This window comes from Streptomyces sp. NPDC006624 (genome assembly GCF_040611555.1).
Classification (GTDB): domain Bacteria; phylum Actinomycetota; class Actinomycetes; order Streptomycetales; family Streptomycetaceae; genus Streptomyces.
Map to the genome: position 1 here is coordinate 40,881 of NZ_JBEXOM010000017.1, position 20,098 is coordinate 60,978.

Consider the following 20,098-nt stretch of genomic DNA (forward strand, 5'->3'; position numbering starts at 1 on the left):
AGCGTGAGGTCCGTCGCGGGCCCTACCGCCCCTCCCCGGATACCACCTGCCCGCACACTCGCATCAGCTCCAGGTCGGCGCGGATGACCTGGCCGCCGGTGTCGGTGCGGTGTCGCCGGGGGGAGGCCAGTTCGGCCCGCAGCAGGTCGTGCAGGGGTGTGCCCGCCGGTCCCGGGGCCGAGACGCATCCGGCGATCGTGGCGACGCCTCGGATGCCCTACCGCCCTTCCCCGGACAGCACCTGCCCGCACACCCGTATCAGCTCCAGGTCGGCGCGGATGACCTGGCCGCCGGTGTCGGAGCGGTGTCGCCGGGGGGAGGCCAGTTCGGCCCGCAGCAGGTCGTGCAGGGGTGTGCCCGCCGGTCCCAGGCCCGAGACGCACCCGGCGATCGTCGTCCGTGTACGAGGGTGTTCCTCCCACGCGGCGCGCAGCACGGGAACGACCTGCTCCGGCTCCCCGGCCACCCGCCACACCGCGCACGCGGCGGCCACCCGCTCCAGCGCGTCGCCCGAGCCGGTCATCCGCCGCAGCGCGGGCAGCGCCGGACGGGCCGCCGGTCCCAGGCGTCCGAGGAGCCCCGCGGCGTCCACGCGACGGGACCGGCCGCCTTCGCCGGCGTCCGGCGCGCGGGACGCCGGACGGCGGGATCCGTCACCGCCGCGGTCCGGCGCGCCGGTCGCCCCGTGGGGGGATCCGCCTCTCCCTGGTTCCTCCGGCACGCGGGCCGCCAGGTCGGGGAGCCCGCCGCTCCCGGCGTCCTCCAGCGCGCGGGCCACCACATCGAGGGCCCCGGCGCTCCCGGCGTCCGACGGTGCCCGGACCGCCACATCGGCGGACCCGCCGCTGCCGGTGTCCGTCGCCCGGGCGGCCGCCCCGGGGCGCGGGCCGCCGCCCCCGGTCTCCGTCAACTCCCGTATCAGCACAGGCAGCACGGCGTCCGTGCCACCGCCACCCGTGACCGACCACAGTGCCTCCGCGGCGGTGACCGCGCAGTCGGTGTCCAGCAGCACGCGCAGGTCGGGTATCGCCTCGCGCGCCGCGCTGCCGAAGGCGCCGAGGGCCCGGACCGCCGCGTCGGTGACGGCGGCAGCGGGGCGGGGACCGTCCGGTGCGCCCCGTAACACGCGCAGCACCGACGGCACGGACTCGGCGTCGCCCAGGGCCCGGAGCGCCGTCAGCAGCGGCACGGCCCGCTCGCGCGTGGCGGGCCCGTCGAGCGGCACCCGCGCGAGGCGCCGCCGCAGCGCCGGGGCGAGGGGCGCGGCGGCACGTCCCAGATGGGGCGTGACCAGCCCCAGGTCGTCCGGTACGACCGGGCCGGCGAGCACCTCGGCCAGCAGCGGCACGGCCCGCGGGTCACCGGTGCGGGCCAGGGCCTTGAGCGGACCGCCCAGCCGCGGTGCGCCCCGCTCCCCGTGACGCACCCGCAGCGCCGGGCGGTAGGTCAGCAGCGCGTGCAGATGGTCGGCGGCGGGGGCGGCCAGGTCGTACAGCTCCAGCAGGACGGTGACCGCCGCGTCGTGCAACCGGCTCTCCTCGGAGCCCAGTTGGGCCGCTATGAGCGTGACGGGCTCCGCGTGGTCGCCGCGCCACTCGCGGAACAGCCCGGCCGCCATCCACACGGCGTTGCACCGGTCGAGCGGGTCCGGGCTGGTCAGTTGCCCGCGCAGCAGGGCCACCCGGTCGGCCACCCGGCTGCCGAGCGCGCCGTGCAGGGTCCGCAGCAGCTGCGAGCCCTCCTCGTCCGAGGGCCGCAGCCGCCGCAGCCGGACGGCGAGCGTGTCGGTGTGGGGGCAGTCGTGGGGGTGTCTCGCGCGCGTGCGCTGCCCGGATCTGTCCCTGAGCAGCCGGACGACGGTCGGTACGAGATCCGCGGGAAGCGACTGCGGGGCGCATCCGGCGAGCTGGCCGAGTGCGGCGAGCCGCAGCCCGGGCCCGTACGGGGGCTCGCTCAGCTCGGTCAGCAGGCGCACCGCGTCGGCCGCCGGGCCGGTGCCGCGGGCCGGCCGGTGCCGCCGGGCCAGCAGGCCGACGGCCTCGGCGAGGGCGAGCAGCACCCGGTCGTCCCGCTCGACCGTGATCCGCTCCCGCAGCAGGGCCAGCACCCGGGCCGGGTCGTCGAGGAACCGCACGAGCGCCGCCGGGACCGCCCGGCGCACCCCGGCGTCCGCGTCCCCGGCGAGCCGTACGAAGACCTCGCCGTCCGCGCGCAGGGCGGCACGCGCGCGTGCCGCCAGATCACCGCGGGCGCCCTCGATGCCGCCGATGCTGACGAGGAGTTCCACCACCCCCGCCCGGTCCCGCACCTCCTCGCGGCCGGCGAGCGCGAGGAGAAACGGAACACAGGCGAGCGTCGCCTCGCAGACGTCTCCCCGGTGGTGCACCGCGCCGTACATCCCGTCGAGCGCGGTCTGCCGCTCGACGGGATCGGCGGAGGCCAGTCCCCGCAGCAGTCCGGGCACGTCCTCCGCGCTGCCGTGCGCATGCCGCAGCGAGGCCCAGTCGACCTCGTCGATCCCCCTGAACACGTTGTCCTCCCCACGCGAAGTACCGACTGACGGGGAGTCTGCACCACGGCACCGACAACCAAGCGGAATCGGGAGATGACTGTGCGCGAACTGTGTGCTGGTTGGCTGACTGTCGTTCAGTCCCCGGCGGGCAGCGAACGTTCCAGGATCCGGTCCAGCCCGGTGCCCGCGGGCAGCGTCCCGAACGCGTGCCCCCAGTCACCCCCGGGCCGGGTCGCGCAGAACGCGTCGGCGACGGCCGGCTGGCCGGGGGCCGAGCTGCGCGCGGCGTACACGGGCTACCAGCGGGAGCTGACCGGGGCGGTGCACGCGCGCGTGCGGGGCGCGTGACGCGGACGGCCGTGCGAAACGCCCGCCGGGACGCTTCGCACGGCCGCCTTCACCGTGGGGGGATCGCTGTGCACCCGGGGCGTGCCAGGGCTACTTGTAGGTGATGTCCGAGCTGGAGTAGAGGCAGTTGGTGCTGTCCGGGCCGGTCCCCACCGCGGTGTTGTTGTTGTACTTCTGGCAGGGGACGACCTTGCGGCCGGCGTCGTTGCGGATCGTGATGTTGCGCAGCGTCGCCACGTCGTTGCGGTTGACGTTGATGCCGACGATCCGCGCGGTGGAGCCCGTGCCGGTCACGTCGATGGTGTTGAGGTTGACCTTGCGCGTGTACTGCGTGGAGCAGTCGCCGCACGAGCGGTAGAGCGTCTTGAACTCCTGCACCGCGAAGTTGGAGATGGTCAGCGTGCCGCCGCCGTTGTGCTGGAAGACCTTGTCCGCGGCCTTCTTGGCGCCGCCGCCGATCACCTGGTACGTCGCCCCGTTGCCGCCGCGGAAGGTGGCCGCGTCCTCGCCGACGTCCTCCCACCAGACGTTCTGCAGCGTGCAGCTGCCCTCGCAGTGGATGCCGTCGGCCGCGGGGGCGCCGAGGATGACGTTCTTCAGCACCGCGCCGTCCGAGAGCCGGAAGATCGGGTCCTGGCCCTCCTCCTGGCCGTCGCCGGCCAGGTCCCCGGTGCCGTAGTACCGCTTCATCCCGTAGTCCTTGGTGCCGGACACGGAGATGGTGGCGGAGGTGCCCTGGCTGCCGTTCGGCGTCGGCCAGGTGGCGGCGCTCGCCGTCGGCGCGTTGGTAGTCATGATCATGCCAACCGACAGGCCGAGGGTGGCCAGCGCGCCGGTCAGTGCGCGCCTGCGGGCGCGCGGACGTGTCGCAGAAGTCATGTCCCGATTCCTTCTGTCGTGGGAGCGGATGGGAGTGTCCGGATGGACGGGGGTCAGAGCTTTCCGGCGCCCGCGCCCGCCGTCACCGAGGCGGTGACGGAGGAGGCGGGCTCGGCCGAGCAGCCGTAGGGCGGGCTGGTGAAGGTGCCGACCCGCGAGATCTCGGTCGCGGCTCCACCGAGAGCGTTGCCCCGCAGGTTGGCGTGTCCGTCGACGTCGCTGCTGCGGCTCGCGGTGACCGCGATCTTCGTCGAGCGGAAGCCGTTGTTCTCGACCAGCAGTTGGGCGCCCATGCGCGAGTACGCGTTCGCGAAGCGGTTGTGGTGGTACGTCACCTTCAGGCGCCCGGTGTCCTCGCCCGCGTTGTTGTCGCTGTGGCCGACGAGCGAGCCCTTGAAGTGGTTCTCGAGGATGTTCCACGACACCGTGACGCCGTCCGCGCCGTGGGTGATGCCCAGTGCGGCGACCGCGAGGGTGGATCTGCGTAAGCGACTGCGTGGGGGGCGAGTACGCATGGGGGGTGCGTCCCTTCGTGGTACCTCAAGCTGCTGGTAATCATGTACATGAACGCTGTTTGTGATGCTGGTCGTCGTGCGCGGCGAGCGGAACCGGTCCGGGTGTCTGCCGTGGCACAGAGGTGCACGTCTCCGGCCCGGGCAGGCTCCCGCGGACGCCTTCGCGGCGGCGTCTCCGGGTCACGCTGCTGAACGGAACGTAGACGGCAAGCGCTTTCTAGTCAACGCCTCGCGCAGTACACATTCGGCCGCTTGCGATCGCGGCTGCCGAAGCGTGAAAGCGCTTCCGTGGCGGCCGTGTTCATGTCACCATGCCGAGCGGACGCTTCCCTTCAGCAGCCTTCAGGAGAGGGCGAGTCGATGAGGATCCCGCGTATGCGTACGGTCGCCGGCGGGCCGGTGTTCACGAGTCTGACCACTCGCCGGGCCGCGATGACCACGACACCCCGCCGGCCCGAGCCGCCGGCCCGGACGCATCCCGCCCGCCGAAGCGTCCCACGGCGTCCTGTGCGCCGCGCCTGACAACGGAAGGGACCCGGACGTGCCCGCCACCCCCCGCCCCACGGCGAGGAGACCGCTGCGGTCGGTGCTCCTCGCGCTCCTCGCCCTGCTGCTGTCCGTGCCGGCGGCGACCGCGCTCCCCGCGCCCGCTGCCGCCGCCCGCGAACGGGCCGTGCCCGCCGCCACCCTCACCGAGGTCACCGGCTTCGGTGCGAACCCCAGCGATCTGCGGATGTACCTGTACGTGCCGGAGAGCGTCACGCCGAACCCGGCGGTCGTGGTCGCCGTGCACTGGTGCACCGGCTCGGGTCCGGACATGTACAACGGCACCGAGTACGACACGCTGGCCGACCGGTACGGGTTCATCGTGCTCTACCCGTCCGTCACCCGCGGCAGCAAGTGCTTCGACGTCTCCTCGCCGCAGGCGCTGCGGCGCGGCGGCGGCAGCGACCCCGTGGGCATCAAGTCGATGATCGACTGGGTCACCCGCACCTACGACGCCGACACCGGCCGGGTGTTCGCCACGGGCATCTCCTCCGGCGCGATGATGACGAACGTCCTGCTCGGCGTCTACCCCGACGTGTTCGCCGCGGGCGCCGCCTTCTCCGGCGTCCCGTTCGGCTGCTTCGCCACCACCGACGGCTCCGAGTGGAACAGCGCCTGCTCGGGCGGCACGCTCACCCGCACCCCCGAGGAGTGGGGCGACCTGGTCCGCGACGCGTACCCCGGCTACGGCGGGCCCCGGCCGCGGATGCAGATCTGGCACGGCACCCAGGACGACGTCCTGCGCTACCCCAACTTCGGGGAGCAGATCAAGCAGTGGACGAACGTACAGGGCGTGAGCGGGACACCGGCCGCCTCCGACACGCCCCGGCCCGGCTGGAACCGCACCCGCTACGGAGGCACCGGTGACCGTGCCCCCGTCGAGGCCGTCAGCCTGGAGGGCGTCGGCCACAACCTGTACGCCCAGGGCATGGCGTCCCGCGTGCTCACGTTCTTCGGCCTGGACGCCTCCGGCCCGGCGCCCCAGCCCCAGCCGGGGGCCTGCAGGGTGAGCACCTCGGTGAACGCCTGGAGCACCGGTCTGACCGCCTCCGTGACCCTCACCAACACCGGTACGACGACCGTCGACGGCTGGAAGCTGGGCTTCACGCTGCCCGCGGGGCAGACCATCACCGGCGGCTGGGGCGCCGCCTACACGCCCTCGTCGGGGGCGGTGACCGCGACGAACGCGTCGTACAACGGCACGATCGCGCCGGGCGCGAGCGTCAGCATCGGCTATCAGGCCGGGCACGGCGGCAACAGCGCCGCTCCGGCCGCGTTCACCCTCAACGGGACGGCGTGCGCGGCCGGTTGACGGGCGTGGGCGGGCGCCGGGTCAGACCGACCGGTGGTACTGGTCCGGCACCCGCACCTCGCCGCCGAGTTCCCGCGCCGCGTGCCGGGCCCAGGACGGGTTGCGCAGCAGCTCACGCCCCAGCAGGACGGCGTCCGCCTCGCCGTTGGCCAGGATCTTCTCGGCCTGCTCGGCGTCGGTGATGAGTCCGACCGCGGCGACCGGCAGGGCCGTCTCGTTCTTCACCCGGGCGGCGAAGGGCACCTGGTAGCCGGGGCCGGTGGGGATGCGGACGCCGGAGGCGTTGCCGCCGGTGGAGACGTCCAGCAGGTCCACGCCGTGCTCGCGCAGGTCGGCGGCGAAGCGGACGGTGTCGTCCGGGGTCCAGCCGCCCTCGTCGAGCCAGTCGGTCGCCGAGATGCGGAAGAACAGCGGCTTGTCCTGCGGCCACACCTCCCGTACGGCGTCGACGACTTCGAGCGCGAAGCGGGTGCGGTTCCCGTACGAGCCGCCGTAGGCGTCGGTGCGGTGGTTGGAGTGCGGGGAGAGGAACTCGTTGATCAGATAGCCGTGGGCGCCGTGGATCTCGGCGATCTCGAACCCGGCGGCGAGCGCGCGGCGGGCCGCGGCGGCGAACTGCCCGACGACGGCGCGGATCTGGTCGGTGGTCAGCTCGGCCGGGGCCGGGTGCCGCTCGTCGAACGCGATCGCGCTCGGTGCGACGGAGTCCCAGCCGTGCCCCTCCGGGCCGACCGGGGCGCCGCCCTTCCACGGGCGTTCCGTCGAGGCCTTGCGGCCGGCGTGCGCCAGCTGGATCGCGGGCACGGTGCCCTGCGCGGCGAGGAAGCCGGTGATACGGCGGAACGCCTCGACCTGCGTGTCGTTCCAGATGCCCAGGTCGTACGGGGAGATGCGGCCCTCCGGGGACACCGCGGTGGCCTCGACGACGATCAGGCCGGTGCCGCCGGTCGCGCGGGCGGCGTAGTGCGCGAAGTGCCAGTCCGTGGGGGCACCCGCCTCCGGGCCCTGCGGTGCCGCCGAGTACTGGCACATCGGGGCCATCCACACGCGGTTCGGGATGGTCACATCGCGCAGGGTCCAGGGCTCGAAGAGCGCGGTCACGGCGGACTCCAATCGTCACGGGGCCGGGGTCGACTCGTACGATAGGCATCGTAGTACGGTGGATGTCAAACTACGAGGGTTCTCGTACCATGGAGATTCCCGAGGAAGTGGAGCCCGTCGTGACCGCCCCCGCCGTCAGTAGCCGCGACCTGCCGCATCCCGTCCGCGACGAGATCCGGCTCGAGGGTGTGCTGCACGCGCTCTCCGACCCGATGCGGCTGCAGATCGTGCGGGAACTCGCGGCGAGGAGCGCCGAGTTGTCCTGCTCGGACTTCGAGCTGCCGGTGACCAAGTCGACCACCACGCACCATTTCCGGGTGCTGCGGGAGAGCGGCGTGATCCGGCAGGTGTACCGGGGGACGGCCAAGATGAACGGGCTGCGGCGGGACGACCTGGAGAAGCGGTTCCCGGGGCTGCTGGACGCGCTGCTCGACGCGGCGGAGCGGCAGTCGGCCCGGGGGAGTGGCTGAGCGCGGGCCGGCGGCTAGGAGCGGGCGGCCCTGAGCAGCGACGGCCAGTCCGGGAGCTTGACCACCGCGCGGCCCAGTGAGGCGCCCAGTTCCGCCTCCGCCCGTTCGATCGACTGCCAGCCCTCCCACGCGACCGGGTCGGCGCCCGCCGCGCGCAGGGCCGGGAGGGGGTCGTCCGGCACGGACTTCCCGGCGAGCGCGGGGGCGTCCTCCAGGAGGGAGGCGGCCGTCTCCTTGGCGCAGGGACGGTTCGTGCCGATGACGCCCGTCGGGCCCCGCTTGATCCAGCCGGCCACGTAGGTGCCGGGCACGGCCACGCCCTCGCGCAGTACACGGCCGGACGCGTTCGGGACCGTGCCGGTGGCCGCGTCGAACGGCAGTCCCTCCAGGGGTACCCCGCGGTAGCCCACCGAGCGCAGCACCAGCTGGGCCTCGATCTCCTCGTACCGTCCCGTGCCCGTCACCCCGCCGTGTCCGTCCGGTGCCGTCCGCTCGAAGCGCACCGCGGCGACCCGGCCCCGCTCGGCGAGCAGCTCGACCGGCCGGAGGAAGAAGCGCAGGCGGATGCGGCGGGGCGCGCTCCCCGGCGGCGCCTCGGCCCAGGCGCGCAGGACCTCCACGTTGCGGCGCCGGGGCGTGGGCAGTCCGCTCGGGTCCGCGTACCCCGGGTCGGGTGTCAGGTCCGCCGGGTCCACGGTGACGCCGGTCTGCGGCAGCGTGGCCAGTTCGCGCAGCTCCTTGGTGGTGAAGCGGGCCTGGGACGGGCCGCGGCGGCCCACCATGTGGATCTCGCTCACCCGGCTCGCGGCCAGCGTGGTCAGGGCCGCCTGCGGCATGTCGGTCGGGCTCAGCTCGGCGAGCCCCCGGGCGAGCATCCGGGTCACGTCCACCGCCACGTTCCCCGCGCCGATCACCACCGCCGAGCGGGCGTCCCGCAGGAAACCGGCGTCCACGGCGTCCGGGTGCGCGCTGTACCAGGACACGAACTGCGTCGCCGACCAACTGCCCGGCAGGTCCTCGCCGGGAATCCCGAGGCGCCGGTCCGCGGCCGCGCCCACGCAGTACACCACCGCGTGGTACAGCTCCCCGAGCCGTGCGACCGGCACCCCGCCCGGCCCGGCCTGCACCCCTCCGAGGAACCGGATCCGGTCGTGCTCCAGGACCGCGCGCAGGCTGCCCTGCAGCGACTTGATCTTCTCGTGGTCCGGGGCGACGCCGTAGCGGACCAGGCCGTACGGGCACGGCAGCCGGTCCAGGACGTCGACCCGCACCCCGGAATCCTGCTGGACGAGGCTCTGGGCGGTGTAGCACCCGCTCGGCCCGGAGCCTACGACGGCGACGCACAGCACGGCGGAACTCCTTACCCGGGAAGAACCCGACGGACCCCAGGAGAGCGCTGACGCCTCCAGCATCGCACCGGCCCGGCTCCGCTGACAGGGTGCAGTGCTCCGCCCGGGGTGCGTGTCCGATCTCTTGAGAATGTGATCATGAGGTTACGTTCCGTGTGTGCTGGAAGCCTCCTTTCTTCATCTTTCCGATCGCTCTCCGGCGGAGGGCGGGGCGTCCGTGCGGCCCGCCTGGGAAGTGCGGGAGAACGAGACGGCCACCCGCTGGTTCGAGTTCCGGCTGGCCTTCGCGGACGGCGCCCGCGTCGACGCGCTGGCCGTCGTGTCCGGTACGAGCGTCTGTGTCGAGGAGGTGCGCGCTCAGCCCGCGCTGTCGATCGACGACCTGGCCGTGCTCGCCGCCTGGATCGAGGAGTCGGTCGCCGACGTGTGCGGCGCCGGATCCGGGGACGCCGGAGGGCGGGGCCGCCGCGCCCGGCCGGCCTGGCCGCACGGCGCGGAAGGGCGGCGGCTGGTGGCGCGGGAGTACCGCGCGGCCCAGCGGGACGGCGCCGATCCGGTCCTCGCCGTGATGGACGCGACCGGGCACGGCCGCCGCACCTCGCTGCGGCTGATCCGCCAGGCCCGCGACGCGGGCCTGCTGTCACCGCGTCGCGCCCGGCGGTGAGGGGCGGTCCTTGACGGACGGCGCACCGCACCGCGTCGGCGTCCGAAAGTGGATGGACAGCCCGCACCCCGGCTGCAAACATGTTCCGCATAACGCATTCTCATGCATTCCGGGATTCTGGTTCCGTTGTGTGGCCGACCGGCTTCCGGGCCTAACGGGGCGCGGCGGACTGCGCGAGCACGGCGACGACATCTCGATCGTCGTGTCGGACCGGCCGGCCACCAGCGCCGCGATGTTCACCCGGAGCCTCTTCGCGGGGCCGGCCGTGGTCAGCCCGTACCGTTTCGGTCGCGCGGCACGGGCCGCCGGTGGGGCGTGTCACGTCCCGAGCATGTCCCGCATCCGGGAGATCTCGCTCGTCTGCTGAGCGATCACCTCGTCGGCCATCTCCTCGATGCGGATGTTGTTGCCCTGCCCCTTCACGTCCGTGGCCATGGTGATCGCGCCCTGGTGATGGGTCGTCATCAAGGTGAGGAAGAGCCGGTCGAAGGCCGTGCCCCGGGCCGCGCGGAGCTGGTCCAGTTGTGCCCCGGTCGCCATGCCGGGCATCGCTGCGTGCTCGTGCCGCTCGGGCTCCAGCGGCTTGCCGTACGACTTCAGCCAGCCCTTCATCGCCTCGATCTCCGGCTTCTGGGCGGCGGCGATGCGCGCGGCGATCCGCTTCACCTTCGTCGACCGGGCGCGTTCCGGGGCGAGTTCGGTCATCACCAGGGCCTGGTCGTGATGCGCGATCATCATGCGGGCATAGGAGACGTCCGCCGAGTTGGGGGAGTCGTTCTCCGCGCGCCGGTCCGCCGCCTCCTCGGCGGACAGCGTGCGGTTCGCCCCGCCGGGCTCGTCCGGCGCGATCACGGCGGGGCCGTCCGCGGCGGCCGGCTTTCGGTCCTGACCCGAGTCGCAGGCCACGGCCGTGAGCAGGGCCAGAACGGCCAGCCCCGTGACGGCGGACGCGCGGGACGCACGGCGGAAGAGCACAACGACCTCCTGTGGCGGGCGGGTTGACTGACCGTTCGTGAGGTGCGGGCGCAGGGACACGCTTCCGCGTGTCATCGGCCGGGAAACCTGATTGCGGTCCTGTCGCCCCCTGTTGGTATGTGCATGACCAAGACGATACTGCGTGGTGCGTGAACCGTTCCCCTGCGAACGGAACCAGGGAGGAAGACAGTGATCCTGTTGAACGACCGCAGAACGCGCCGCAGACGACTGGGAGTCGCCGCAGCCGCCGGTGGACTGCTGGCCGCGCTCCTGACAGCGGCACCGGCAGGCGCCACCCCCGACCCCGGGGACGCCCCGTCCGTGCCCGAGAAGGTCTCCCAGAGCGACCGGACCGAGGTCCGCGAGGCCATCGAGAGCGGCGAGATACCCGGCCAGAACGAGATCGTCCACTCCGACAACATCCGGCACCTGGCCCACGTCCCCAAGGACGTGCTCCAGGGCACCAACTCGGACCTCGCCTTCCAGGGCAGGTACGCCTTCGCCGGCAACTACGACGGCTTCCGCATCTTCGACATCAGCGACCCCGAGGCACCGAAGACCGTCGCCCAAGTGCTGTGCCCCGGCTCGCAGAACGACATCTCCGTCTCGGGCAACCTGCTGTTCCTGTCCACCGACTCCTCGCGCAGCGACAGCAGTTGCAACAGCACCACCCAGCCGGCGACCGAGAAGTCCTCGTGGGAGGGCATGAAGGTCTTCGACATCAGCGACAAGCGCAACCCGAGGTACGTCGCCGCCGTCGAGACCGCCTGCGGCTCGCACACGCACACGCTGGTGCCCGAACGCCGCAACGTCTACGTGTACGTCTCCTCGTACTCGCCGAACGCCGCCTACCCCGACTGCCAGCCGCCGCACGACGGCATCTCCGTCATCAAGGTGCCGCGCAACGCCCCCGAGAAGGCGAAGGTCGTCGGCTTCCCCGTGCTGTTCCCCGGTGAGGGGCCGGACGGCGGCGGCAACCCGGGCGGACCCACCAACCCGGGCGTCTCCAAGACCACCGGCTGCCACGACATCACCGTGCTGCCGTCGAAGGACCTGGCGGCGGGCGCGTGCATGGGCGACGGCATCCTGTTCTCCATCGAGGACCCGGAACGCCCGAAGGTCATCGACCGGGTGCAGGACAACGTCAACTTCGCGTTCTGGCACTCGGCGACCTTCAACCAGCGGGCCGACAAGGTCGTGTTCACCGACGAGCTGGGCGGTGGAGGGGCGGCCACCTGCAACGCGGAGATCGGCCCGGACCGCGGCGCCGACGGCATCTACGACATCGTCGGCAAGGGCGACAAGCGCAAGCTCGTCTTCCGCAGCTACTTCAAGATCCCCCGCCACCAGGCCGCCACCGAGAACTGCGTCGCCCACAACGGCTCGCTGATCCCGGTCAAGGGCAAGGACATCATGGTCCAGGCCTGGTACCAGGGCGGCGTCTCCGTCTGGGACTTCACCGACTCGGCGGACCCCAAGGAGATCGCCTACTTCGACCGCGGCCCGCTGACCACCGACACGATCAAGTCGGGCGGCTCGTGGTCGGCGTACTACTACAACGGCTACATCTACTCGAACGAGTACGCCCGGGGCTTCGACGTCCTGAAGATCGACGACCGGCGCACGGCCCCGGCCCGCCGGGTCCATCTGCGTGAGCTGAACGTGCAGACGCAGCCGGACTACTTCGACTGAACGGGCGGACCGCACTCCGGTGCGGTCCCCGTGGCGAAGAACCGCGACAGGTCGGTGCCGCCCGTCCCGCCGGAGGCCCCGGTCCCCGGCGGGACACCCAGCTCCCAGTCGAGCCCGTAGTGCTCGAACAGCTCGGCCCGGAGCACCGGCACCGGCATCGGCGCCCCCGGCACCAGAGCCGCGTACACCGCGCCCATCAGCAGGGCGCGCAGCTTCGGGTAGTCGTGGTCGACGTCCCGCGATCCGTGCCGGGCGACGGTGTCCCGGAGCAGCTCCGCCAGGCGCCGCTGCTCCGGGCAGGGCACGAAGCCCTCGGCCTGCAGCAGCCCAGCCATGTGCTGGCGCATCAGCACAGGGTGGTCCCGGGCCAGGCCCAGGACGGCGTCGATCGCCCGGGCCATCCGCTCCGGGCCGTCCTCGGCGCGCGGCTCGCGCTCCAGCGCCTCCTCCAGCGTGCGGTGCATCAGCCGGTGCACGGCGGACTGCACGAGCTGGCGCTTGCCGGGGAAGTAGTACGAGACCAGACCGCGCGCCGAACCCGCCCGGTCCGCGATGTCGCCGAGTGTCGTCGCCTCGAAGCCGCGCTCGCCGACCAGCTCGACCGCCGCCTGCAGAAGCCGCTCCTTCGAACGTCTCCGCAACTCTTCATTGACCGAGGCGCTGCGCGGGGACATGCTGTAACTCCTGCGTTGACTGGCTGCCAGCCAACTATACTCGGAGCTTCCGGCCCCGGCCCGTGCGGCCCGCGCCGGAGATGCCGTCTGCCTCGGGCGACACGGGGGATCGTCCGAGGCGGGCGAGCAGCCGTCCGGACGGGGGCGGGCGGTGGTCGGCGGAGGCTCAGCCCACCAGTTCCAGGACCGGACGCAGCCCGTCCGGGCGGGCGGTCACCGGCAGGTGGTCCACGAAGTGCACCCCGCAGCCCAGGGCGGTCGCGCCGCCGTCGGCCCGGCGGTCGTCGCCGACCATGAGCGTCCGCCGCGGATCCGCGCCGAGCGCCTCGCAGGCCAGGGCGAACAGCCGGGGGTCGGGCTTCTGGACGCCGTGCTCGTACGACAGCACGTAGGTGTCGACGTACGGATCCAGGCCGTGCTCGCGGAAGACCGGCCGCAGGTCCCAGCCGATGTTGCTGACCACCCCGACGGGGACGCCACGCTCCCGCAGCGTGCGCAGCACCTCGACCGCGTCCGGGTACGGGGCCCACGCCGCCGGGGTCATGTGACGGTCGTACAGCGCGTCGTGCAACGCCGGGTCGGGCAGCGTGACGCGGCGCGAGAGGCCGGTGTAGGCGGCCCGGTGCAGGGCGGCGCTGCGGTCCCGGACGCCCCAGGTGTCCGCCAGTTCCTCCGGCACCCGCGCGGGGTCGCCGCCGCCCGGCAGCGCCCCGACGGCCTCCAGGGCACGCACCGCGGCGGTCAACTCCGCCTCCGGCAGCGAGACTCCGGTGGCGGCGAGGGTGCCGCGCAGCCAGGAATCGGTGGACTCGACCCGGAAGAGGGTCCCGGAGAAGTCGAACAGCACGGCGGTCATGGGCAGATCCTACGAAAGCCCGGCGTCCCGCGGGGCCCGCTGCGGCCGGCGCCCGTGCAGCCACACCGCCAGGCACACCACCGTCGCGCCCAGCAGCCAGCCGCCCACCACGTCCGTGGGCCAGTGCACGCCGAGCCAGACGCGGGTCAGCCCGACACCGACCACCGAGACGACCCCCACGGCCAGCGCCGTACGCCACACCACGGGGGTGACGCCGTGCCGGTGCAGCAGCCACAGGAGCAGACCGCACACGACCGTCGCGGTCATGGCGTGCCCGGACGGGTACGCCGCGTAGTGCGCCGAGTCGACGGGGTCGGGCCACACCGGGCGGGGGCGGTCCACCGCCGCCTTGACGCCCTGCTGCAGCACGGAACCCAGCGTGACGGCCACCGCCAGCCACAACGCCGTCCAGCGGGCCGCGAACCGGACCACCAGCCACACCACGACGGCCGCGCACAGCAGGCGCATCGTCCACGGGTCCCAGACCCAGTCCGTCAGGATGCGGCACGCCTGCGTGAGGCCGGGTTCGTCGACCGCCCAGCGGTGGGTGGCCGCGGCGATGTCCCCGTCCGCGCCGATCAACGGGCTCCATCTGGTCGCGACGAGCGCCAGCAACAGGATCGAGCACAGGGCGAGGACACCGGTGAGACCGGCGGCCGTGCGGTGCTCCGGACGGGGCGGGGAGTCGACGGACGGGGTGTGCATACAGTGATCCTCGCCGAACCGGGGGGTGAGGATCCAGTTCGGGGGCGACCTTCGGCCGCGCAGCGCCGGATCGGCGCCGTCAGCCCAGCGCCCGCAACCCCGGTACGAACGCCACCAGCACGGGTACGACGGGTACCAGCGCGGCCGCCGCCGTGAGGCGCAGACGCCGGGCCGCGGTCAGCCGGTCCGGGGGCGTGAGCAACCGGTGCACCCGTGCCGGGACATGGGCGTGCGGCGTCGGGCAGGGGCCGAACACGCCACGGTGCTCGTTGAGTTCGACCAGGGCCAGGGCCGTGGTCAGGCGGCCGAAGCGGCGGGAGGCCGTGTCGTCGGCGGCCAGTTCGACCAGGCGGTGCATCTCGTCGCGGAACGCGGCGAACACCGGCACCTGCGGGAAGCCCTCGGCGAGCGCGGAGGAACAGGTGAGCAGCCAGTCGTGCCGGGCACGCGCGTGGCCCTGCTCGTGCGCCAGCACGGCGTCCAGCTGCCGGCCCTTCAGCCGCCGCAACGCGGCCGTGGTGACGACCAGTTGCGGCGGGGCGCCCGGCAGCCACCAGGCGTCGGGCCGCTCGCTCTCCAGCACCACCAGCCGGCCCGACACGGCCACCTCGCCGGGCAGCAGCGGAACGCGTTCCAGCAGGCCGGCGCGCCGGCTGCGGCGCCGGGACCGCGCCCGGCCGGCCTCGCGTACCAGCATCGCCGCGCTCCACACCGCGCCGCAGGCCAGCGCCACCGCGGTCGTCGCGGCCCAGGGGCCCGCCGTGCCGAGGACGTAGGCCTCGAGGACCGGGCCCGGCGCCGTCGCGAAGAGCTGCCCGGCGACCGCGTGCCAGGCCGCCGCCGCGCTGAGCGTCATCGACAGGGCGCAGCACACCAGCACGGCCGCCACGACGCACTGCCACATCCACAGCGCCACCACCGGCTCACGGTCCGGCCAGTCGGCCCGGGCGAGCAGCCGGGGACCGGCCACGGCGGTGAGGGCGCCGAGCAGCAGCAACGCCGCGGGGAGCATCATGAAACGCAGCCTATGAGCCCGGGCCCGCTCGCGGGTACGCCTCGGGGCGGCGAAGTGACGCAGGCAACGGAATCCGAAGGGCCGCCGGCTTCCGGAGTCCTCACCGGTAGGGAGCAGGGGCCTTCACAGCGTCAGCAGCATCGCCACCATCGCGATCCCCATGGACAGCCGGCAGGCCCGGGCCAGCTCCGGGCGGTCGCCCCACCCGCCCGGACCGCCAGCGCCGGCCACCGCGGCCACCGGCACCAGCCGGACACCGCTCAGCAGGACGTAGCCGGCGAAGTAGAGGAGCAACGCCCCCGTCAGGAGCGGCACCCCCGCTCCGCCCCGGCCGTGCGCGTGTGCCGGGCTGCCGGCCATCACGACGGACATGTAGACCATCGCCCCGGCTCCCACCAGGTGATGGAGATGGTGGGCCCCCGCCCGCGCCGCCCACAGCGCGTGGACAGCGGCGGCCCCGAACACCACCGCGTACAGGGGCCAGGCCCACGAGGGCGGCGTGAACACCGCCGTCGGCACCGCCATCGCGGCCATACCGAAACCCATCAGCGCCTCGCCGCCCGCGGCGCTCCGCTGCTCCCGGGCGCCGCTGCGCATCCGCGCCAGGCAGTAGGTGCCGGTCAACGCGCAGAGTCCCACCAGCAGCCAGCCGGACGAAGCCGGTCCGTGCACGCGTACCTCCCCGTTCGACGGTCGGTCATTCGATGCCCGGCCCATGCGGCGCGCACGCGAGCGCAGAGGTGTACACGGGGGGCATTCGCCGGAGCACGGCAGGTGAGAACGTGGACCCGCCGAGAGATGCTTCACGAGTGTTTTACATGTAAAACAACTGCTAGAGTTGCCCCAAATGAGCAGCGCGACCCCCACACCCCCTCCCGCCGCCCCGCCCGCCACACGCCTGCCCCTGGCCGGTGTCCTGCGTCCCGGACGGCCCTCCGACATCTGGTTCAAGCCCGCCCTGAGCGTCGTCGCGGCGATCGCCCCGCCCAACCTCACCCTGCTGGCGCTCGGCCGGCTCGATCTGGCGATGTACACCATGGCCGGGTCCCTGTGCGCGCTGTACGCCCACAACCGCCCGTACGCCGCCCGGGCCGTGGCCCTGCTGTGGGTCGTGCTCGGCATGCTCGGCGGACTCGCCGTCGCCCTGGTCGCGGCCTCGCTGACCGGCAGCGCCGTCGTGCTGGTCACCGTCGGCGCGCTGCTGGCCGCCGCGCAGAAGGTGCTGTGCGACGCGACCCGGATCGGCCCGCCGGGCAACGTCGTCCTCACCTTCGTCACCTCGGCCTCCCTGTTCGCGCCGCAGACCCTCGCCCAGGTCCCCGGGCATCTGGCGCCGGCGGCGGCGACGGGTGCCTGGGCCTGGCTGGTGTGCATGGCGCCCGCGCTCGTCCGCCCGCACGGACCGGAGCGCCGCGCCACCGCGAGCGCGCTGAGGGCCGCCGCCGCGTACGCCGGCACGGGCGTGACGGGGGAGGGGCACGCCCGGGCCCGTGCCGCCGGATACGCCGCCGTGCAGGCCGCCTGGCAGTCGCTGCTGTCCACCGGTGCACCCTCCCGGACCCGGCGCGCCCTCGAACGCCTCGTCGTCCGGGCCGAGGTCGCCCTCGCCGCACCGGCGGACGCGGACCCCGAGCGGCTGCGCGCATGGGCCCGCTCCCTGCGCGGCACCGGAGACGTCCCGCACGCGGGGCTGCCCGGGGCGGCGGCCGACGAACTGCTCGGTGTGGACGCGGCCCGCCCGCTCCGGTCGCGCCTCGGCCCTCTGACCCCGCTCGCGCTGCGCACCGCGCTCGGCTGCGCCCTGGCCGGGTACGCCTCCCTCGCCCTCGGTGTCGGCCGCCCCTACTGGGCCCTGGTCACGGCCGCCTCCCTCTATCAGGCGAACATCGCCCTGACCTGGAGCCGGGCCGTCCAGCGTGTCGTCGGCAACGTGGCCGGCGTGCTCGTCTTCGCGGCCGTCGCGCCGCTCGCGCACCTCGGCCAGGCGGCCCTCGTGCTGTGCTGCCTGGCGTTCAGCTTCGGCGCGGAGGTGCTGATCAGCCGCAACTACTGGCTCGGCAGTGTCTGCGTGACGCCGATGGCCCTGCTGATCACCGAGTTCGCCGGGTACCAGCGGCCCGGCGAGCTGATGACCGAGCGGATCGTCGACACGGCCGTCGGTGCGCTGGTCGGTTTCGCCGCCGCCGTGGCCGTCACCAACCGGCGCGCGGGCGACCGGGTGGAACGCGCCCTGGCCGCCGCCGACCGGGCCCGGGAGGACGCCGCCCGGCTGGCGGCGGAGCCCGCCCCCGCTCCGGCCGCCCTGGAGTCCGCTCGCCGTCGTCTCGCCGCCGCCCTGGCCGATCTCCGCGCCGCCGCCGACGCCGCGGCCGGCGAATGGTGGCAGCGTGCCCTGCCCCAGGAGCGGGTCGTGCTCGCCGAGCAGTCCGGACACCGTACGCTCGCCGCTACGGCACGACGCCAGGGGCTGCTCCCGGACCGGAGCCCGGACACGGACACAGACACGGAGGACGCGCGGCCATGACGCCGACGGACGAACCATCGCGGACGCGCAGCGATTCGGGGGCGCGCCCGCAGCCGGAACGCGAAGCGGCCCCGGCCGGTGCGCACGCGGCCGGAGAGGCCCCCGGCGCCCGGCGACGGGCCGCCGGCCGGGTCCCGGCCGGCGCGACCGGAGAGACGCACCCGGAACAGGGCCGGGAGGGGGGCGGGCCCTCCGGCGGCACCTCGGCGGGCCGCCCGGTGGTGGGGGAAGGCGGTGCCCCGGGCGGGGGCGAGGGCGGCGCCCCGGTCGTTGGGGAAGGCGGCCTCCCGGCCGTGGGAGAGGGCGACGCCCCGGTCGCGGGTGACGACGGCGCCCCGGCCAATGGGCAAGACGGCACGCCGGCCGCGAATGAAGACAGCGCTCCGGCGACAGGAGAAGGCGGCTTGGCCGCGGGTGAAGACAGCACTCCGGCCGCGCGCCGAGGCGGCCCCCTGGCAGCGAGTGAGGACAGCGCCCCGGCCGCGGAGCAAGACGGCACCCCGGCCGCGCGTCAAGACGGCCCCACGGCCGCAGGAGGAGACGGCCCTGCAGTGGCAGGGGAAGACGGCCCTGCAGCGGCAGGGGAGGACGGCACCGCGGCCGCAGTCGAAGACGGCCCCCCGGCCGCCGGAGAAGAGGGGACCGACGGGCGCCGGGGCGATACCGTCGCCTCCGTCGTCCGGCAGTGGCGGGCCGTGCACCCCGGGCTCGACACCGGGCCGATGGAGATCATCGGCCGGATCAACCGCTGCGCCGCGCTGCTCCAGCAGGCCGAGGACGCGCCGCTGCGCAGGGCGGGGCTCAGCCGCCCGGAGTTCGACCTGCTCGGCGCGCTGCGCCGGACCGGGCACGAGCTGACGCCTGGGGAACTGGCCCGGGAGACCTTCTCCTCCGGCGCCGCCGTCACCAAGCGCCTCAAGCAGCTCAGCGAGCGCGGCCTGGTCGAGCGCCGCGGCGACAGCCGGGACCGCCGCGTCGCCCACCTGCGCCTCACCGACGCCGGCCGCGACCTCGTCGACGGCATCCTGCCCGCCCAGCTCGCCTACGAGACCGCCGTCCTGTCCGGCATCGACGGCCCCGAGCAGGCCGAACTCTCGTCCCTGCTGGGCGAGTTGCTCGGCCAGCTGGAAGGCAGGCTCGGCGCACCGCGGACCTGACCCCCGCGGCGCCGTCGCCTCACCTCTCGTCGTCCGCGCGGTACACCCCGAACATCGCGCCCTGCGGATCGCGCAGCACCGCGATGCGCGGACCGTCGGGCACGGAGGTGGGCACCATCAGGACCGTGCCGTGCCGCTGGACGACCGCCGTCGCGGCGTCGACGTCCTCCACCGCGAAGTACGGCAGCCAGTGCGCCGGCACCTCGGGCGGGAACTTGTCGTCCATCGTCACCATGCCGCCGAAGCCGTCGCCGTCGAGGCCCCACCGCGTGTAGCGCTCCCCGGCATCGGCGCTCCACCCGAACACCCGGGTGTAGAACGCCACGGCCTGTCCGGGATCCCGGGTGAACAGCTCCACCCAGCCCAGCGCGCCGGGCGCGTTGAACAGCCCGGCGCCGGGGAAGGTCCCCGCCTGCCACAGCTGGAACACCGCGCCGCCCGGGTCGGCGGCCACCGCCAGCCGGCCCACGTCGGACACGTCGACCGGGCCGAACAGCGTGGTCCCGCCGGCCGCCGTCACCTCCCGGACGGTGGCGTCCGCGTCGGCCACCGCGAACGACACGTTCCACGCGACGGGCTGCGACGGCTGGTACAGCGGGGCGAGCGCGGCGACAGCCGCCTCCCCGAGGTGCGCGACGGTGTAACCGCCGGCGCCCTGCCGCGGACCGGACCCGGGGCGCCAGCCGAACAGGCGTGTGTAGAACCGCTGTGCCGCGTCCAGGTCGCTGGTGCCGAGCTCGACCCAGCAGGGCCCGCCGGTCACCGGTGCGTCGAGCTTCATGGCGCGTTCCTTCCGCGAGCGGC

General features: G+C 74.0%; 18 protein-coding genes and 1 pseudogene. 7 read left to right on the top strand and 12 right to left on the bottom strand.

Going from position 1 to position 20,098, the window contains the following annotated elements; genetic code table 11:
* Positions 1-217 precede the first annotated feature (217 nt).
* Positions 218-2,530 (bottom strand): HEAT repeat domain-containing protein, encoded by a 2,313-nt coding sequence (locus tag ABZY20_RS27225; RefSeq protein ID WP_356444535.1) that lies wholly within the window; start codon positions 2,528-2,530, stop codon positions 218-220.
* A gap of 162 nt (positions 2,531-2,692) precedes the next feature.
* On the opposite strand from ABZY20_RS27225, the gene ABZY20_RS27230 reads away from it, so the two are divergent.
* Positions 2,693-2,860 carry a hypothetical protein gene (locus ABZY20_RS27230; RefSeq protein WP_356444774.1) on the top strand — a complete coding sequence of 56 codons (168 nt, stop codon included), beginning with the start codon at positions 2,693-2,695 and terminating at the stop codon, positions 2,858-2,860.
* A 90-nt stretch (positions 2,861-2,950) separates the two neighbouring features.
* On the opposite strand, the gene ABZY20_RS27235 is transcribed toward ABZY20_RS27230, so the two are convergent.
* Complete coding sequence (locus tag ABZY20_RS27235; protein WP_356444536.1) at positions 2,951-3,739, bottom strand: pectate lyase; 789 nt, start codon at positions 3,737-3,739, stop codon at positions 2,951-2,953.
* Between the two features lie 53 nt (positions 3,740-3,792).
* Positions 3,793-4,197 (bottom strand): annotated as a pseudogene (locus ABZY20_RS27240) (pectate lyase); the annotation flags it as partial.
* Positions 4,198-4,795: 598 nt separating this feature from the next.
* Here ABZY20_RS27240 and ABZY20_RS27245 point away from each other — a divergent pair.
* Positions 4,796-6,112: a PHB depolymerase family esterase gene (locus ABZY20_RS27245; RefSeq protein ID WP_356444537.1), complete on the top strand. Its 1,317-nt coding sequence runs from the start codon at positions 4,796-4,798 to the stop codon at positions 6,110-6,112.
* A 21-nt stretch (positions 6,113-6,133) separates the two neighbouring features.
* Here the strand turns inward: ABZY20_RS27245 and ABZY20_RS27250 are convergent, their stop codons facing one another.
* A complete protein-coding gene (locus ABZY20_RS27250; protein WP_356444538.1) occupies positions 6,134-7,213 on the bottom strand; it encodes an NADH:flavin oxidoreductase/NADH oxidase in 1,080 nt (359 codons plus the stop codon).
* 119 nt (positions 7,214-7,332) lie between these two features.
* On the opposite strand from ABZY20_RS27250, the gene ABZY20_RS27255 reads away from it, so the two are divergent.
* Positions 7,333-7,683 carry a helix-turn-helix domain-containing protein gene (locus ABZY20_RS27255; RefSeq protein ID WP_356444754.1) on the top strand — a complete coding sequence of 117 codons (351 nt, stop codon included), beginning with the start codon at positions 7,333-7,335 and terminating at the stop codon, positions 7,681-7,683.
* Between the two features lie 14 nt (positions 7,684-7,697).
* Here the strand turns inward: ABZY20_RS27255 and ABZY20_RS27260 are convergent, their stop codons facing one another.
* The gene (locus tag ABZY20_RS27260; protein WP_356444540.1) at positions 7,698-9,032 is read right to left on the bottom strand and encodes an FAD-dependent oxidoreductase; all 1,335 of its coding nucleotides are present in this window, start codon (positions 9,030-9,032) and stop codon (positions 7,698-7,700) included.
* A gap of 217 nt (positions 9,033-9,249) precedes the next feature.
* On the opposite strand from ABZY20_RS27260, the gene ABZY20_RS27265 reads away from it, so the two are divergent.
* Complete coding sequence (locus ABZY20_RS27265; protein WP_356444542.1) at positions 9,250-9,696, top strand: DUF6214 family protein; 447 nt, start codon at positions 9,250-9,252, stop codon at positions 9,694-9,696.
* 318 nt (positions 9,697-10,014) lie between these two features.
* Here ABZY20_RS27265 and ABZY20_RS27270 read toward each other — a convergent pair whose 3' ends face one another.
* Positions 10,015-10,671, bottom strand: coding sequence for a DUF305 domain-containing protein (locus ABZY20_RS27270; RefSeq protein ID WP_356444544.1), 657 nt, complete (start codon positions 10,669-10,671; stop codon positions 10,015-10,017).
* A gap of 189 nt (positions 10,672-10,860) precedes the next feature.
* Here ABZY20_RS27270 and ABZY20_RS27275 point away from each other — a divergent pair, with 189 nt between their 5' ends.
* Entirely contained in the window at positions 10,861-12,363 is a 1,503-nt protein-coding gene (locus ABZY20_RS27275) for a hypothetical protein (RefSeq protein WP_356444545.1), read from the top strand.
* Here ABZY20_RS27275 and ABZY20_RS27280 read toward each other — a convergent pair.
* From ABZY20_RS27280 to ABZY20_RS27300, 5 genes are all read right to left on the bottom strand, one after another.
* Positions 12,351-13,037 (bottom strand): helix-turn-helix domain-containing protein, encoded by a 687-nt coding sequence (locus tag ABZY20_RS27280; protein ID WP_356444547.1) that lies wholly within the window; start codon positions 13,035-13,037, stop codon positions 12,351-12,353. The two genes, ABZY20_RS27275 and ABZY20_RS27280, sit on opposite strands and share 13 nt — an antisense overlap.
* Before the next feature lie 166 nt (positions 13,038-13,203).
* Complete coding sequence (locus ABZY20_RS27285) at positions 13,204-13,893, bottom strand: HAD-IA family hydrolase (protein ID WP_356444548.1); 690 nt, start codon at positions 13,891-13,893, stop codon at positions 13,204-13,206.
* Between the two features lie 9 nt (positions 13,894-13,902).
* Complete coding sequence (locus ABZY20_RS27290; protein ID WP_356444550.1) at positions 13,903-14,598, bottom strand: phosphatase PAP2 family protein; 696 nt, start codon at positions 14,596-14,598, stop codon at positions 13,903-13,905.
* Between the two features lie 79 nt (positions 14,599-14,677).
* The gene (locus tag ABZY20_RS27295) at positions 14,678-15,613 is read right to left on the bottom strand and encodes a M56 family metallopeptidase (protein ID WP_356444552.1); all 936 of its coding nucleotides are present in this window, start codon (positions 15,611-15,613) and stop codon (positions 14,678-14,680) included.
* 123 nt (positions 15,614-15,736) lie between these two features.
* Entirely contained in the window at positions 15,737-16,285 is a 549-nt protein-coding gene (locus ABZY20_RS27300; protein WP_356444554.1) for a DUF5134 domain-containing protein, read from the bottom strand.
* 175 nt (positions 16,286-16,460) lie between these two features.
* On the opposite strand from ABZY20_RS27300, the gene ABZY20_RS27305 reads away from it, so the two are divergent.
* Together ABZY20_RS27305 and ABZY20_RS27310 are read left to right on the top strand one after the other, a co-directional pair.
* Positions 16,461-18,137 carry an FUSC family protein gene (locus ABZY20_RS27305; protein ID WP_356444556.1) on the top strand — a complete coding sequence of 559 codons (1,677 nt, stop codon included), beginning with the start codon at positions 16,461-16,463 and terminating at the stop codon, positions 18,135-18,137.
* A 695-nt stretch (positions 18,138-18,832) separates the two neighbouring features.
* Entirely contained in the window at positions 18,833-19,294 is a 462-nt protein-coding gene (locus ABZY20_RS27310) for a MarR family transcriptional regulator (RefSeq protein WP_356444756.1), read from the top strand.
* A gap of 19 nt (positions 19,295-19,313) precedes the next feature.
* Here the strand turns inward: ABZY20_RS27310 and ABZY20_RS27315 are convergent, their stop codons facing one another.
* Complete coding sequence (locus ABZY20_RS27315; protein WP_356444557.1) at positions 19,314-20,075, bottom strand: VOC family protein; 762 nt, start codon at positions 20,073-20,075, stop codon at positions 19,314-19,316.
* Between the last annotated feature and the right edge of the window lie 23 nt (positions 20,076-20,098).

What these genes read in the sequence shown, in the direction of transcription:
- ABZY20_RS27315 (WP_356444557.1), bottom strand. Translation starts at nt 20,075, where the DNA reads ATGAAGCTCGACGCACCGGTGACCGGCGGGCCCTGCTGGGTCGAGCTC.
- ABZY20_RS27280 (WP_356444547.1), bottom strand. Translation starts at nt 13,037, where the DNA reads ATGTCCCCGCGCAGCGCCTCGGTCAATGAAGAGTTGCGGAGACGTTCG.
- ABZY20_RS27235 (WP_356444536.1), bottom strand. Translation starts at nt 3,739, where the DNA reads ATGACTTCTGCGACACGTCCGCGCGCCCGCAGGCGCGCACTGACCGGC.
- ABZY20_RS27295 (WP_356444552.1), bottom strand. Translation starts at nt 15,613, where the DNA reads ATGATGCTCCCCGCGGCGTTGCTGCTGCTCGGCGCCCTCACCGCCGTG.
- ABZY20_RS27290 (WP_356444550.1), bottom strand. Translation starts at nt 14,598, where the DNA reads ATGCACACCCCGTCCGTCGACTCCCCGCCCCGTCCGGAGCACCGCACG.
- ABZY20_RS27285 (WP_356444548.1), bottom strand. Translation starts at nt 13,893, where the DNA reads ATGACCGCCGTGCTGTTCGACTTCTCCGGGACCCTCTTCCGGGTCGAG.
- ABZY20_RS27305 (WP_356444556.1), top strand. Translation starts at nt 16,461, where the DNA reads ATGAGCAGCGCGACCCCCACACCCCCTCCCGCCGCCCCGCCCGCCACA.